Origin of the sequence: Streptacidiphilus melanogenes, assembly GCF_000787835.1 — a bacterium.
GTDB lineage: Bacteria > Actinomycetota > Actinomycetes > Streptomycetales > Streptomycetaceae > Streptacidiphilus > Streptacidiphilus melanogenes.
In genome coordinates this window covers 59,337-72,981 of sequence record NZ_BBPP01000028.1, presented here as the reverse complement: position 1 = coordinate 72,981, position 13,645 = coordinate 59,337, and the positions used below count along the sequence as shown (strand labels likewise).

15 protein-coding genes and 1 riboswitch are annotated in these 13,645 nt (G+C 72.8%); of the genes, 8 read left to right on the top strand and 7 right to left on the bottom strand.

What is annotated here, in order from left to right:
* Positions 1 to 36 precede the first annotated feature (36 nt).
* A riboswitch (TPP riboswitch) is annotated at positions 37 to 148 on the top strand.
* From thiO to TR49_RS26115, 5 genes are all read left to right on the top strand, one after another.
* On the top strand, positions 142 to 1,350 hold the full coding sequence (thiO, locus tag TR49_RS26135; RefSeq protein ID WP_042386030.1) for a glycine oxidase ThiO: 1,209 nt from the start codon (positions 142 to 144) through the stop codon (positions 1,348 to 1,350). It overlaps the preceding riboswitch by 7 nt.
* A complete protein-coding gene (gene thiS / locus TR49_RS26130) occupies positions 1,347 to 1,565 on the top strand; it encodes a sulfur carrier protein ThiS (RefSeq protein WP_042386028.1) in 219 nt (72 codons plus the stop codon). The genes thiO and thiS overlap by 4 nt, the downstream gene beginning before the upstream one ends.
* Before the next feature lie 5 nt (positions 1,566 to 1,570).
* Entirely contained in the window at positions 1,571 to 2,365 is a 795-nt protein-coding gene (locus TR49_RS26125) for a thiazole synthase (RefSeq protein ID WP_042386027.1), read from the top strand.
* Between the two features lie 139 nt (positions 2,366 to 2,504).
* Positions 2,505 to 4,481: a Stk1 family PASTA domain-containing Ser/Thr kinase gene (pknB, locus tag TR49_RS26120; protein WP_042386024.1), complete on the top strand. Its 1,977-nt coding sequence runs from the start codon at positions 2,505 to 2,507 to the stop codon at positions 4,479 to 4,481.
* A complete protein-coding gene (locus TR49_RS26115) occupies positions 4,481 to 5,101 on the top strand; it encodes a GNAT family N-acetyltransferase (protein ID WP_042386022.1) in 621 nt (206 codons plus the stop codon). Before pknB ends, TR49_RS26115 begins: the two co-directional genes overlap by 1 nt.
* Here TR49_RS26115 and TR49_RS26110 read toward each other — a convergent pair.
* Together TR49_RS26110 and TR49_RS26105 are read right to left on the bottom strand one after the other, a co-directional pair.
* Positions 5,071 to 5,622, bottom strand: coding sequence for a GNAT family N-acetyltransferase (locus TR49_RS26110; RefSeq protein WP_042386019.1), 552 nt, complete (start codon positions 5,620 to 5,622; stop codon positions 5,071 to 5,073). The two genes, TR49_RS26115 and TR49_RS26110, sit on opposite strands and share 31 nt — an antisense overlap.
* Positions 5,623 to 5,693: 71 nt before the next feature.
* Positions 5,694 to 6,329: a sulfite oxidase-like oxidoreductase gene (locus tag TR49_RS26105; protein WP_042386017.1), complete on the bottom strand. Its 636-nt coding sequence runs from the start codon at positions 6,327 to 6,329 to the stop codon at positions 5,694 to 5,696.
* A gap of 133 nt (positions 6,330 to 6,462) precedes the next feature.
* Between TR49_RS26105 and bfr the strand changes: the two genes are divergently transcribed.
* On the top strand, positions 6,463 to 6,942 hold the full coding sequence (bfr, locus tag TR49_RS26100; protein WP_042386015.1) for a bacterioferritin: 480 nt from the start codon (positions 6,463 to 6,465) through the stop codon (positions 6,940 to 6,942).
* 20 nt (positions 6,943 to 6,962) lie between these two features.
* On the opposite strand, the gene TR49_RS26095 is transcribed toward bfr, so the two are convergent.
* Positions 6,963 to 7,190: a (2Fe-2S)-binding protein gene (locus TR49_RS26095; protein WP_042386014.1), complete on the bottom strand. Its 228-nt coding sequence runs from the start codon at positions 7,188 to 7,190 to the stop codon at positions 6,963 to 6,965.
* Positions 7,191 to 7,322: 132 nt separating this feature from the next.
* A complete protein-coding gene (locus TR49_RS26090) occupies positions 7,323 to 8,666 on the bottom strand; it encodes a class II 3-deoxy-7-phosphoheptulonate synthase (RefSeq protein WP_042386011.1) in 1,344 nt (447 codons plus the stop codon).
* A gap of 289 nt (positions 8,667 to 8,955) precedes the next feature.
* On the opposite strand from TR49_RS26090, the gene TR49_RS26085 reads away from it, so the two are divergent.
* Positions 8,956 to 10,908 (top strand): anthranilate synthase family protein, encoded by a 1,953-nt coding sequence (locus tag TR49_RS26085; RefSeq protein WP_042386009.1) that lies wholly within the window; start codon positions 8,956 to 8,958, stop codon positions 10,906 to 10,908.
* Positions 10,909 to 10,920: 12 nt separating this feature from the next.
* Here TR49_RS26085 and TR49_RS26080 read toward each other — a convergent pair whose 3' ends face one another.
* Positions 10,921 to 11,394: a MarR family winged helix-turn-helix transcriptional regulator gene (locus TR49_RS26080; protein ID WP_042386007.1), complete on the bottom strand. Its 474-nt coding sequence runs from the start codon at positions 11,392 to 11,394 to the stop codon at positions 10,921 to 10,923.
* Between the two features lie 111 nt (positions 11,395 to 11,505).
* On the opposite strand from TR49_RS26080, the gene TR49_RS26075 reads away from it, so the two are divergent.
* Positions 11,506 to 12,018: a YceI family protein gene (locus TR49_RS26075; RefSeq protein ID WP_042386004.1), complete on the top strand. Its 513-nt coding sequence runs from the start codon at positions 11,506 to 11,508 to the stop codon at positions 12,016 to 12,018.
* On the opposite strand, the gene TR49_RS26070 is transcribed toward TR49_RS26075, so the two are convergent.
* Positions 12,015 to 12,689 (bottom strand): response regulator, encoded by a 675-nt coding sequence (locus TR49_RS26070; protein WP_042386003.1) that lies wholly within the window; start codon positions 12,687 to 12,689, stop codon positions 12,015 to 12,017. The genes TR49_RS26075 and TR49_RS26070 overlap by 4 nt on opposite strands.
* A 60-nt stretch (positions 12,690 to 12,749) precedes the next feature.
* Positions 12,750 to 13,645, bottom strand: an 896-nt coding sequence (macS, locus tag TR49_RS26065) for a MacS family sensor histidine kinase (RefSeq protein ID WP_236653531.1), incomplete at its 5' end; no start/stop codon positions are given.

Sequence of the window (13,645 nt, the reverse complement as noted above, 5' to 3'; positions counted from 1 at the left end):
CCACTGTATAGAGTGGGTCGAGAAGTAGCTCGAGCTACTTGCTCACGCGGGAGCCCGGAGCACCGGGCTGAGAGGGAGGCTGGGGCGCCTCCGACCGTCCGAACCTGATCCGGGTCATTCCGGCGAAGGGAGTGCAGAACCATGGCGTCCACCGATGCCCACGGACCGAAGGCCGCAGACCCCGTCCTCGTGCCCGACGTCCTGGTCGTGGGCGGCGGGATCATCGGCCTGGCGGTGGCCTGGCGGGCCGCGCAGCGCGGGCTGCGGGTGACCGTGCTGGACCCGGACCCGGGGCGCGGCGCGAACCACGTCGCCGCCGGGATGCTCGCGCCCGTGACGGAGCTGCAGTACGGCGAGGAGCCGCTGCTGCGCCTCGGGATCGCGTCGAACGAGCGCTACGCCGACTTCGCCGCCGAGCTGACCGAGGCGAGCGGCCAGGACGTCGGCTACCGCCGCTGCGGCACCCTCGCCGTCGCGCTCGACGCCGACGACCGGGCCGAGCTGCGCGAGGTGCACGCGTTCCAGCGCCGCCTGGGCCTTCAGACCGAGTGGCTGAACGGCCGGGAGTGCCGTCGGCTGGAGCCGATGCTGGCGCCGGACGTGCGCGGCGGGACGCTGGTCGGCGGCGACCACCAGGTCGACCCCCGTCGCCTGGGCACCGCCCTCGTCGAGGCCTGCCGCCGCAGCGGCGTGACGCTGCACCGCTCCCGCGCCGCCCGGCTGCTGACCGAGAACGGCCGTGCCGTCGGCGTCCGCGCCGAGGACGGCGTGACGCTGCGCGCGGGCGCGACGGTGGTCGCCGCCGGCAGCTGGAGCGGCGACCTGCCGGGGCTGCCGCCCGAGGCGCGACCGCCCGTCCGGCCGGTCAAGGGACAGGTGCTGCGGCTGCGGATGGAGACCGTGCAGGGCCCCCTGCCGACGCCGTTCCTCTCCCGCAACCTGCGCGCGGTGGTGCGCGGCTGCCACATCTACCTGGTCCCGCGCGAGAACGGCGAGCTGGTGGTCGGCGCGACCATGGAGGAGCAGGGCTTCGACACCACGGTGACCGCGGGCGGACTCTACGAGCTGCTGCGCGACGCCCGCGAGCTGCTGCCGGGCATCACCGAGCTGCCGCTGATCGAGACGAACGCGGGCCTGCGCCCCGGCACGCCGGACAACGCGCCGCTGCTCGGGCCGACCGCCCTGCCCGGCCTGGTCGCCGCGACCGGCCACCACCGCAACGGCGTGCTGCTGACGCCGGTGACCGGCGACGCGATCGCCGCCTTCCTGACCACCGGCCAGCTGCCGCCCGAGGCCGCGCCGTTCACCCCCGCACGATTCGCCCCCCAGCTCCCGGAGTTCACCCGATGACCGCCGCCGCCACGATCCGACTCACCGTCAACGGCGAGGCCCGCTCGCTGCCCGGCGGGGTGACCCTCACCGAGGTGGTCACCGAGCTGTCGGCCGCGCCGAGCGGCGTCGCGGCCGCCGTGAACGAGGCCGTGGTCCCGCGCAGCCAGTGGGACGCGACCGTGCTCTCCGACGCCGACCGCGTCGAGATCCTCACCGCCGTGCAGGGAGGCTGACCGCCATGGCTGACGACCTGCTCACCATCGCCGACCGCACCTTCTCCTCCCGGCTGATCATGGGGACCGGCGGCGCGCCCAGCCTGGAGGTGCTGGAACAGGCGCTGCGGACTTCCGGCACGGAGCTGACCACCGTCGCCATGCGCCGGATCAACCCGGCCGCGCGCGGCTCGGTGCTGGAGGTGCTGCAGCGCTGCGGCATCGGCGTGCTGCCCAACACCGCCGGCTGCTTCACCGCCGGGGAGGCCGTGCTGACGGCCCGGCTGAGCCGGGAGGCGCTCGGCACGAACTGGGTGAAGCTGGAGGTCATCGCCGACGAGCGCACCCTGCTGCCCGACCCGATCGAGCTGCTGGACGCCGCCGAGACCCTCGTCGACGACGGCTTCGTCGTGCTGCCCTACACCAACGACGACCCGGTGCTCGCGCGCAAGCTGGAGGACGTGGGCTGCGCCGCCGTCATGCCGCTGGGCTCGCCGATCGGCTCGGGGCTCGGCATCCGCAACCCGCACAACTTCCAGCTGATCGTCGAGCAGGCGAACGTCCCGGTGATCCTCGACGCCGGCGCGGGCACCGCCTCGGACGTGGCACTGGCCATGGAGCTGGGCTGTGCCGCAGTGATGCTCGCCACGGCGGTCACCCGGGCGCAGGAGCCGGCGCTGATGGCGGAGGCGATGCGCAAGGCCGTCGAGGCCGGGCGCCTCGCCCACCGGGCGGGCCGCATCCCCAAGCGCTTCCACGCCGAGGCGTCCTCCCCGATGGAGGGCCGCGCCTCGTTCGACCCGGAGGCGCCCGCGTTCTGACCTGCGGTCCGGCCATCGGTCCGGCCATCGGTCCGGCCGGTGTTCCGAAAGCCCGTGGTCTTTCCGCAAGTCGTTACACTTCTGCGACGGATGGCGCCACGGCGCAGGCGGACGTTCCGCCTCCCCCTAGACTCCTCACGTGGACGTCACGCTGCAGGACCCCCTCATCGGGCGCGTGCTCGACGGCCGGTACCGGGTCGAGCAGCGCGTCGCCGTGGGCGGCATGGCCACGGTCTACCGGGGCGTGGACACCCGGCTGGACCGGGTCGTCGCCCTCAAGGTGATGCACCCCGGATTCGCCGCGGACCCGGAGTTCGTCGAGCGTTTCATCCGTGAGGCCAAGGCCGTCGCCAAGCTCTCGCACCCGAACGTGGTGGGCGTCTTCGACCAGGGCGAGGACCACACGGGCATGCCGCCCGCGGTCTTCCTGGCCATGGAGTACGTGCCCGGCTGGACCCTGCGCGACCTGCTGCGCGACCGTGGCGCGCTGAGCCCGCGCACGACGCTGGACATCCTGGAGCCGGTGCTGGCCGCGCTCGGCGCCGCGCACCGGGCCGGGCTGGTCCACCGGGACGTGAAGCCGGAGAACGTGCTGCTGACCGGGGACGGCCGGGTCAAGGTCGCCGACTTCGGCCTGGTCCGGGCCGTCGACGGCCAGACAGCGGCCACCACCCAGCAGGTGCTGGGCACGGTCTCCTACCTCGCGCCGGAGCAGATCGAGCGCGGCGCGGCCGATCCGCGCACCGACGTGTACGCCTGCGGCGTGCTGCTGTACGAGATGCTGACCGGCGCGAAGCCGCACACCGGCGAGAGCCCGATGCAGGTCATCTACCAGCACCTGAGCACGGACGTGCCGCCGCCCTCGCAGCTCGCGCCCGACCTGCCGCAACAGCTGGACGCGATAACGCTGGCCGCGACCGCGCGCGACGCCGCGCGACGCCCCGCCGACGCCGTGGACCTGCTGGCGCGGCTGCAGCGAATCCGGCGCGAGTTGACCCCGGCGCAGCTGGACGCGGAGCCCCCCGCGGCGTCCCGCCCGTCCGCCGGCTCGCCCACGACGCTGCTCCCGCCGTTCGTCGGCCCCGTCGGTCCCGTCGGTCCCGTTGATCCTGCGGCGCCGGTCGAACGGACCTCGATCATGGATCCGGCGCTGCTGCGCGAGCTGCCCGCCGACTTCGTCATGCCGCGCCACGAGGCGCCGGAGCCGCCGCCCGTCGCACGGCGACGCCGCCGCGACCGCCCGCGCTGGGTGCTGCCCACCGGGCTGGTCCTGGTCGTAGCGCTGCTGGTCGCCGGGCTGACCTGGGCGCTCAACGGCGGTCTCTACACAAGTGTCCCTGCCGTGCTGGGCGAGCCGCAGCAGACGGCGGTGGCGACGCTCTCCCGCGCGGGCTTCGTGGTCAAGGTCAAGCAGGACTTCTCACCGAACGTGCCCAAGGGCTCGGTCATCGGCACCGACCCGTCGCCCGGCGCGCACGTCCGCAAGGACACGACGGTGACCGTCGACGTGTCGAAGGGCGCGCAGCGCCCGACGGTGCCGACGGTGACCGGCAAGTCGGTCGACGACGCGATCAGCGCGCTCCAGCAGGCGGGTCTCGGCATCGGCGCGCAGCGGCAGCAGGGCGACCCGACCGTCCCGGCAGGCGCGGTCATCGGCACCGACCCGGCCGCCGGCACCCAGGTGGCGGCGAACACGCCCGTCGCACTGGTCGTCAGTTCCGGCCCGCAGCCCGTCGACCTGCCCGACGTCACCGGTGAGAGCGTCGACGAGGCCACCTCCGACCTGCAGTCGGCGGGGTTCCAGGTGAAGGTCGACCCGAACCAGGTCTTCTCCGACCAGGACCCGGGTACCGTCGCCGCGACGAACCCGCCCGCGGGCGCGTCACAGCAGGGCGTCACGGTGACGCTGACCATTTCCAAGGGCCAGCAGCAGGTGACCGTCCCGGACGTGACCGGGCTCAAGGAGAAGGACGCCCAGAAGACGCTGAAGCAGGCCGGGTTCAAGGTCCGCACCCTGGGCTTCTCGCTGTTCGGCACCCCGACGGTGCACAGCCAGACCCCGAGCGGCAACGGGCAGGCCGCGCTCGGCAGCACGGTCACCATCTGGGTCTACTGATGTCGCCCGACTCGCTCCCCTCGCTCACCACCGTCACCGTCTGGCATCTGGAGCAGGGGGCCTTGTCCGCGCTCCCCGCCGAGCCCGTCCCGGCTCCGGCGGGGCGGGGCCTCGCCGTCGTCCGCGCCGAGCTGATCGGCCCGGAGTTCGCCCGGTTCCTCTACACCGCCGTGGGCGGCGTCTGGCACTGGACCGACCGGCTGGAGTGGACCCACGCCGACTGGGAGAAGTGGCTCGCCGTCCCGGGCACCGAGACCTGGGTGGCCTGGGTCTCCGGCACCCCGGCCGGCTACGTCCAGCTCGCCCCGCGCGAGGAAGGCGTGGTCGAGGTGGTCTACTTCGGCCTCCTCCCCGCCTTCATCGGCCGCGGCCTCGGCGGCCACCTCCTCGACCTGGGCCTGCGCCGCGCCTGGGACCTGGCGGACCGTCACCCCTCCCTGCCCACGACCCGCAAGGTCGTCGTGGAGACCTGCTCCCTGGACGGCCCCGCCGCCCTCCACAACTACCGCTCCCGCGGCTTCACCCTCGCCCGCACCGAGACGGTGGAGAAGCCCGTCGGCGAACCACCCGGCCCCTGGCCCGGCTCGGGCTACGGCCACACCGCTCCGACGACGGCCTGACGGTCGATCTGCCAGACCACCGTCTCGCGCTCCGGGCCCGGTCGGTGCTCCGCCTCGGTGAAGCCGAGGCGCTTGGGGACGGCGCCGCTGGCGTGGTTGCGGGCGTCGTGGTGGATCTCCACGTGGGTGGCGCCCGGCAGGGCGAACGCCTGGCGGGTCAGCGCGGCGGCGGCCATGGTGACCAGGCCGCGGCCGCCGCCGTCGGCGTGGATCCAGTAGCCGATCTCCCAGCCGCCCTGACCGATGCGGGCCATCATCGAGCAGGAGCCGAGCACCGGGGCGTCGGCGGAGCCCTCGCGGATGGCGTAGTTGTAGGCGGCGCCGGAGGCCCAGTCCGCGTCCGCCCGCCCGAGATAGTCGGCGATGGCCTCCCGCGAGTGGGTGTGCGCCCACGGCATCCACGGCTTCAGCCGTGCCAGGGAGCCGTCGACGAGCGCCGTCAGCTCGTCGAGCTGGTCGGCGCGCCAGCGGGTCAGGACGACGCGGTCATGGCGCAGGGTCTCTTCGGCGGTGTGTTCCATGTCGGGATACTTCCGGACCCGTCGCCGCTCGGCAATCGGATATCGGACATCACCGGCAGAAGTCGCCGCGGTCAGGCCTCGGGGCCGTCGCCCGGGGCCTCCTGGTAGGTGTAGCGCTGCTCGCGCCAGGGGTCGCCGAGGTTGTGGTAGCCGCGCTCCTCCCAGAAGCCGCGGCGGTCGGCGGTCATGTACTCGACGGCGCGGACCCACTTGGGGCCCTTCCAGGCGTAGAGGTGGGGGACGACGAGGCGGACGGGGAAGCCGTGCTCGACGGTGAGCGGGTCGTCGTCGCGGTGGGTCGCGAGGATCGTGGTGGGGGCGGCGAAGTCGGCGAGGCGGAGGTTGGAGCTGAAGCCGTACTCGGCCCAGACCATGACGTGGGTGACGTCGGGCGCGGGCGGGACCAGGTCCAGGACGGTGGCCGTGGAGACTCCGCCCCAGCGGTTGCCGAGCATGCTGAAGCGGGTCACGCAGTGGAGGTCCCCGGTGACCTCGGTGCGCGGCAGGGCGGTGAACTCCTCGAAGGTCCAGCTGTGCTTGTCACCGTCGGCGGTGGCGCCGAAGACCTGCAGCTCCCAGGTGGCCGGCTTGAACCGGGGGATCGGTCCGTAGTGCAGAACCGGCCAGCCGCGCTGGAGGCGCTGACCGGGGGGCAGTGACGGCTGGGTCTCCGAAGCCGCCGCCTGCTGGTTTTCGGACTGACCCATGGCTCAATGGTGACAGATGCCGGGGGCCGTGAACGCCACGGGTCACGTGAGTGTGCCCTTGCTGGATTCGGGGCGTCCGGAATGGAACGATGCCTCGAAAGCGGATGAACCGGCAGAGAAAGGGCGCGGTCCCATGCAGGGCGACCCCGAGGTCATCGAGTTCCTGAACGAGCAGCTGACGGCCGAGCTGACCGCCATCAACCAGTACTTCCTGCACGCCAAGATGCAGGAGAACTTCGGCTGGACGAAGCTCGCGAAGTTCACCCGCGCGGAGTCGTTCGACGAGATGAAGCACGCCGAGGTGCTCACCGACCGGATCCTCTTCCTGGAGGGTCTGCCGAACTACCAGCGCCTGTTCCACCTGCGCATCGGGCAGTCGGTCAAGGAGATGTTCGAGGCGGACCGCCAGATCGAGGTGGAGGCCATCGACCGGCTGCGGCGCGGGATCGTGGTCATGCGCGCCAAGGGGGACGTCACCTCGGCCAACATCTTCGAGTCGATCCTCGCCGACGAGGAGCACCACATCGACTACCTCGACACCCAGCTCGAACTGCTGGAGAAGCTGGGCGAGCCGCTCTACCTGGCGCAGCTGATCGAGCAGCCGGAGAGCTGAGCGACCAGGGCCCTACGGTCTCAGGCGGCCTGTGCGCTCGCGGGCAGGCCGAGCTTGGCCGCGAGCCGGGATGTCGGGCACGGACGCGCACCCTCGTGCCCGAGCAGGGCCTGGATCCGGCGGACACAGGAGCCGCAGTCGGTGCCGGCCTTGCAGCCCTTGGCGACCTGGCGGGGGGTCTTCGCGCCCTCGCTGATCTCCTGACGGACCCGCTCCTCGGTGACCGCGTGGCACACGCACACGTACATCGGGGTCCTCCAAGTCGGGCAGGCAGCTGAGCTAAGGCTTACCTTACTCAATGACTCCCGGAAGCGGGAAGGCCCCTCCGGTCGAAACCGGAGGGGCCTTCGTCACACCTGGCCTTCGTCACACGCGACGGGTCAGCGCAGCATCTCCGCGACGAGGAACGCCAGGTCGAGGGACTGGCTGCGGTTGAGGCGCGGGTCGCAGGCCGTCTCGTAGCGCTGGTGCAGGTCGTCGACGAAGACCTCGTCGCCGCCCCCCACGCACTCGGTCACGTCGTCGCCGGTGAGCTCGACGTGGATGCCGCCGGGGTGGGTGCCCAGCGCCCGGTGCACCTCGAAGAAGCCCTTGACCTCGTCGAGCACGTCGTCGAAGTTGCGGGTCTTGTGGCCGCTGGAGGCCTCGAAGGTGTTGCCGTGCATCGGGTCGCAGATCCAGGCGACCTGCGCGCCGGACGCGGTGACCTTCTCGACCAGGTTGGGCAGCAGATCGCGGACCTTGCCCGCGCCCATCCGGGTGATGAAGGACAGCCGGCCGGGCTCGCGGTCCGGGTCGAGCCGGTCGATCAGCTCCAGCGCGTCGTCGACCGAGGTGGTCGGGCCGAGCTTCACGCCGAGCGGGTTGCGGATCTTCGACGCGAACTCGATGTGCGCGTGGTCCAGCTGCCGGGTGCGCTCGCCGATCCACACCATGTGGCCGGAGACGTCGTACAGCTCGCCGGTGCGCGAGTCGGTGCGGGTCAGCGCCGTCTCGTAGTCCAGCACCAGCGCCTCGTGCGAGGAGAAGAACTCGACCGTCTTGAACTCCTCCGGGTCCACCCCGCAGGCGTTCATGAAGGCCAGCGCGTTGTCGATCTCCTTGGCCAGGCGCTCGTAGCGCTGGCCGGACGGCGAGTTGCGCACGAAGTCCTGGTTCCACGCGTGCACCTGGCGCAGGTCCGCGTAACCACCGGTGGTGAACGCGCGGACCAGGTTCAGCGTGGAGGAGGACGCGTGGTACATCCGCTTGAGGCGCTCCGGGTCGGGGATGCGCGACTCGGGCGTGAAGTCGAAGCCGTTGACGGAGTCGCCACGGTAGACCGGCAGGGTCACCCCGTCGCGGGTCTCGGTCGACTTCGAGCGCGGCTTGGAGTACTGCCCGGCGATCCGGCCGACCTTGACCACCGGCACGGAGGCGGCGTAGGTCAGCACGACGGCCATCTGGAGCAGCGTCTTCAGCTTGTTGCGGATGTGGTCCGCGGAGACGGCGTCGAAGGCCTCGGCGCAGTCTCCGCCCTGCAGCAGGAACGCCTCACCGCGCGCGACCGCCCCCAGGCGGGCGCGCAGCTGGTCGCACTCGCCGGCGAAGACGAGCGGCGGATACGAGGCGAGCTCCGCAAGCACCTTGCGCAGAGCCTCGGAATCCGGCCATTCAGGCTGCTGCGCCGCGGGAAGGGACAGCCAGGAGAAGTCCTGGGCGGTGGTGTCAGCGTTCACGGTCACGCTGCAAGGCTACGTGGTCACGGAAACGAATTGGGCACCACGCCCGATTGGTGAGACACGTGGTGGACGCACCCCCTCCGGCGTCGGCTTACGCTACGCTCGTGTCCGTGAACGCGCAGTACACCTACTCCTGGTGGTGGACCGTCCCCGAGGCGGCCCACTAGCTCGCGTACCCACGCAGACCTCAGCGGCCGCCCCTCGGGGCGGCCGTTTCGCGTCTCACGCGGCCTCCCCGAGGAGCGGTCCCGGTCCCCCGACCCGACCCCCGATCCCGCCAGGAAGGCCCACCGTGAACGACGCGCCCGACGTGCCCGCCCTCATCGCCCGGCTCACCGAGGCCGACCCGCACGCGTTCCAGCCCTTCGCCCTGCTGCACCGCCGCACCCCGCGCCTGGCCCCCGACACCGTGGAGCTGCTGATCGGCGAGGTCGGCGACTACGCGACGCTCGCGGAACTGCCCCTCCCGCAGGGCGCACCGGCCTCCGGCAGGCCCGAGCACGACCTGCTGGCCCTGGTCCCCTACCGGCAGATCCGCGAGCGCGGCTTCGAGGCCCGCGACGACGGCACCCCCCTGCGCGCCCTGCGCGTCCGCGAGTCGCACCGGCTGCCGCTGGCCGAGCTGCGCGCCGCGCTGCCGCAGCGGCCGGTCGCGCTGCGCGACGGCTCCTTCGACGTCGACGACGCCGCCTACGCCGAGATCGTGGGCCGCGTCATCACGGACGAGATCGGACGCGGCGAGGGCGCCAACTTCGTGATCCGCCGGGACTTCACCGCGACCCTGGAGGACTTCTCACCCGCGCTGGCGCTCACCCTCTTCCGCCGCCTGCTGGAGCAGGAGCGCGGCGCCTACTGGACCTTCCTGGTGCACACCGGCGATCGGGTCCTGGTCGGGGCCAGCCCCGAGGTCCACGTGCGGCAGACGGGCGGGACGGTGGTGATGAACCCGATCTCCGGCACCTACCGCTATCCGGCCGGGGGACCGACGCTCGACTCGCTGCTCGCCTTCCTGCACGACCCGAAGGAGCTGGAGGAGCTCACCATGGTCGTGGACGAGGAGCTGAAGATGATGTGCCAGGTCGGCGACCTGGGCGGCCAGGTCCTCGGCCCGCGCCTGAAGGAGATGGCGCACCTCGCCCACACCGAGTACGAGCTGCGCGGGCGCACCTCGCTGGACGTGCGTGAGGTGCTGCGCGAGACCATGTTCGCGGCGACCGTCACCGGCAGCCCCGTCGAGAACGCGACCCGGGTCATCTCCCGCTACGAGCCCACCGGGCGCGGCTACTACTCCGGCGCGCTGGCCCTGGTCGGCCGCACCGCGGGCGGCGCGCAGACGCTCGACTCCCCCATCCTGATCCGCACCGCCGACATCGACCCGGCGACGGGCCGCCTCGCCGTCCGGGTCGGCGCGACGCTGGTGCGCCACTCCGACCCGGCCTCCGAGGTCGCCGAGACCCACGCCAAGGCCGCCGGTGTGCTCGCGGCGATCGGCGCGGTCCCGCCGCGGCCGGTGCGCGGCGGCGCGACGCCCGTGCTCGCGGAGAACCACCGGGTGCAGGCGGCGCTGGACTCCCGGCGCAGGAACCTCTCCCCGTTCTGGCTGCGGATGCAGACCCCGACTCCGGCAGAGGCGGTCGGCGAGGGGCTCCACTGCCTGGTGGTCGACTGCGAGGACACCTTCACCTCGATGCTCGCCCACCTGCTGCGCTCCCTCGGTCACCGGGTGACCGTGCGGCGCTGGGACGTGCCGGGCCTGGCGGAGGCCGTCGCCGCGCACGAGGGCCCGCTGGTGCTCGGCCCCGGCCCCGGCGACCCGGCGGCGGACGACCCGAAGATGAACACGATGCGCGCACTGGTCGCTACGCTGCTGGCCTCCGGCCGCCCCGCGGGCTTCCTGGCGGTCTGCCTCAGTCACCAACTGCTCTGCCAGGCGCTGGGGCTGTCGCTGCATCGCAAGGCCACCCCGTTCCAGGGCGCGCAGGAGCGGATCGCCGTGTTCGGGCGGGAGCGGACCGTCGGCTTCTACAACACGTTCACGGCGCGGGCGGAGGACGCCGCGTCCGAGCGGCTCGCCCAGCGCGGCGTCGAGGTCAGCCGCGACGCGCTGACGGGCGACGTCCACGCGCTGCGCGGACCGGGGTTCGCGGGGCTCCAGTTCCACCCGGAGTCGGTGCTGACGCTCAACGGACTCGCGATCGTGCGCGAGGCGCTGGCCGAACTGGTGCCGCAGGCGCAGACCGCGTAGGCGCACACCCGCTCAAGGACGGCAGAGCCGCTCGGGGTTCGGGTCCAGTTCGCGCATGCACCCTGCCGTCCGGGAGAAGGCGTCCGCGCCGACCCGCTCGACGACCCGCTCGCGCAGCGCGCCCGCGAGGGCGAGCGCCGCGTCCATGGCGACGCGCCGGCCCTGGTCCGTGAGCGAGGCGAGCACCACGCGGCGGTCGGCCGGGCTCGGCTGACGGAGGATCAACCCCGCCTCCGTCAGCCGGTCGGCGACCTTGGTGGTGCCGGCCGTGGTGAAGTTCAGCGTCGCGGCGAGCTGGTTCATCGGCGCGGCCTGTTCCGGCGCGGTCAGCAGGAACCACAGCACCTGGAACTCCGACGGCGCGATACCCGCCTTCGCGTCCACGTCGGCCAGCAGTTGGTCGGTGAGGCGACGGAAGCCCGCCTGCAGCGCGTTCCACTGCTCCAGCAGCTCAAGGTCCGCCGCGTCCGGACAGTTCTCGGCCATCCCCCGACCTCTCGTACGAATCGACCCGCTCTTGCCCAGGGTAGCAATGCGGGTTAACGTCTAACTAGCTACTTAATATCCAGCTAGCTATCCAGTGAGAGGTCATCCACCATGTCCACTTCCCTGCCCGCCGGGCGCTACCGGCTCGACCCCGACGCCACCGACGTACGCATCCAGCACAGGACCATGTGGGGTCTGGTCACCGTGAAGGGCCGCTTCACCGAGGTGAACGGCGCCGGGGAGGTCCCCGCCGACGGCGGCCCCGCGACGGGGTCGCTCACGCTGGCCGCCGCCTCCCTGGACACCGGGCACACCAAGCGCGACATCCACCTGCGCTCCGCGGACTTCTTCGACACCGAGCGCTTCCCCGAGCTGGTCTTCACCGCGACCGGGGCCGAGCCCCAGGGTGACGGCACCGTCGCGCTCACCGGCGAACTGACCGTCCGCGGGGTCACCGAGCCGCTGACGCTCACCGGGACGGTGACCGGACGCACCGCCGAGACCGTCACCGTCGCCGTGGACACCACCATCGACCGCGACCGCTTCGGCCTGGGCTGGAACAAGCTGGGCATGATGAAGGGCCTGACCCAGGTCGCCGTCAGCGCCACCTTCACGCGCGACTAGGCCTGCTCCTCCTCGTCGAGGCCGGCGGCGATGGCGTAGCGGACCAGCTCCACCCGATTGTGGAGCTGGAGCTTGCCGAGGGTGTTCTGCACGTGGTTCTGCACCGTGCGCGGGGAGAGCACCAGCCGGTCGGCGATCGCCTTGTACGGCAGACCCTTGGCCACCAGGCGCAGCACCTCCGTCTCCCGGTCCGTCAGCTTGGGCGCGTCGCTGCGGTCCTGGCCCGCCGGTGCGGGCTCGGCCGCGAGGCGGCGGAACTCGCCCAGGACCAGCCCGGCCAGGCCCGGGGTGAACACGGCGTCACCCGCGGCCGTGCGGCGCACCGCGTCGATCAGCTCCTCGCGGCTGGCGGACTTGACCAGGTAGCCGGTGGCGCCGGACTTGACCGCCTCCAGCACGTCGCCGTGCTCGCCGCTGGCGGAGAGCACGAGCACGCGCGGTGCCGCCTCACCCGTCATCAGCTGGCGGCACACCTCGACACCCGGCTTGTCCGGCAGGTTGAGGTCCAGCACGACCACGCCCGGCGAGACCGCCCGGCCGCGCTGCACGGCCTCCCGGGCGTCGCCCGCGGTCGCCACGACGTCGAAGCCGGCGTCCGCCAGGTCCCGTGCCACGGCCTCACGCCACATCGGGTGGTCGTCGACCACCATCACCCGTATCGCCTCGCCCATCGCTTCCCCTCCCGCTGACGCCTGCCGACGCCCTGCCGACAGCCCTACCGACGGCCCGCCCTACGGACGGCTCTGCTGACGCTGCTTGGGCACCCGCAGCTCCACCTCGGTGCCCTGTCCGGCCGCCGAGAAGATCTCCGCGCTGCCGCCGAGATCGCGCAGCCTGCCGCGGATCGACTGCGAGACGCCGAGCCGACCCTCGCGCTCCGCCTCGGCCAGGCGCGCCGGATCGAAGCCGGGGCCCTCGTCGCGCACGCTCACGATCACGGCGTCGGGCTCGTCCTCGACGAGGATCCACGCCTGGGCCTGCTCGCCCACGTGCCGCCGGACGTTGTCCAACGCGGCGCCGACCGCGGCCGCCAGCTCCGTCGCCGCCTGCGCGGGCAGCAGCACCGCCGTCCCGGGCTGGGCCAGGCTGACCCGCGGATCCGAGAGCGGCGCCAGCAGGCTGCGAAGGTCCTGCGGCGCGCCCGGGTCGACCGCCGCCTCGACGGGGCGGGCGACACGGGCGGGGGCGGTCGGCGCGGTCGGGCCGAGGCCGCTGGTGATCAGGCGGCGCAGTGCCACCTCCTGCTCGCCGGCCAGGGCCGCGATCTCCGCAGCCTCGCCGCCCAGCTCCGTGCCGCGCCGCTTCACCAGCGACAGGACCTGCAGCACGCCGTCGTGGATGTCCCTGGCCAGCCGCTCGCGCTCGCGCGTCGCGGCCTGGATCTCCAGCGCGCGGGCGAGCGTCTCCTCACTCTTGCGCGCCAGGTCGATGACGAAGCCGATGGCCACCCCGGCGAGCAGCAGCAGCACGATGTTGTGCAGGTTGGACGAGTCGAGCTTGCCCACCTGGCCCCGCTTGCCCGCCTCGATCACGTTCGCGACGCCGACCACGACGCCCGCGACCGCGGCCGGCAGCCAGCCGCCGTAGGCGGCGAAGCCGAGCACGGAGCTCGCCGCGCGGATCGTCG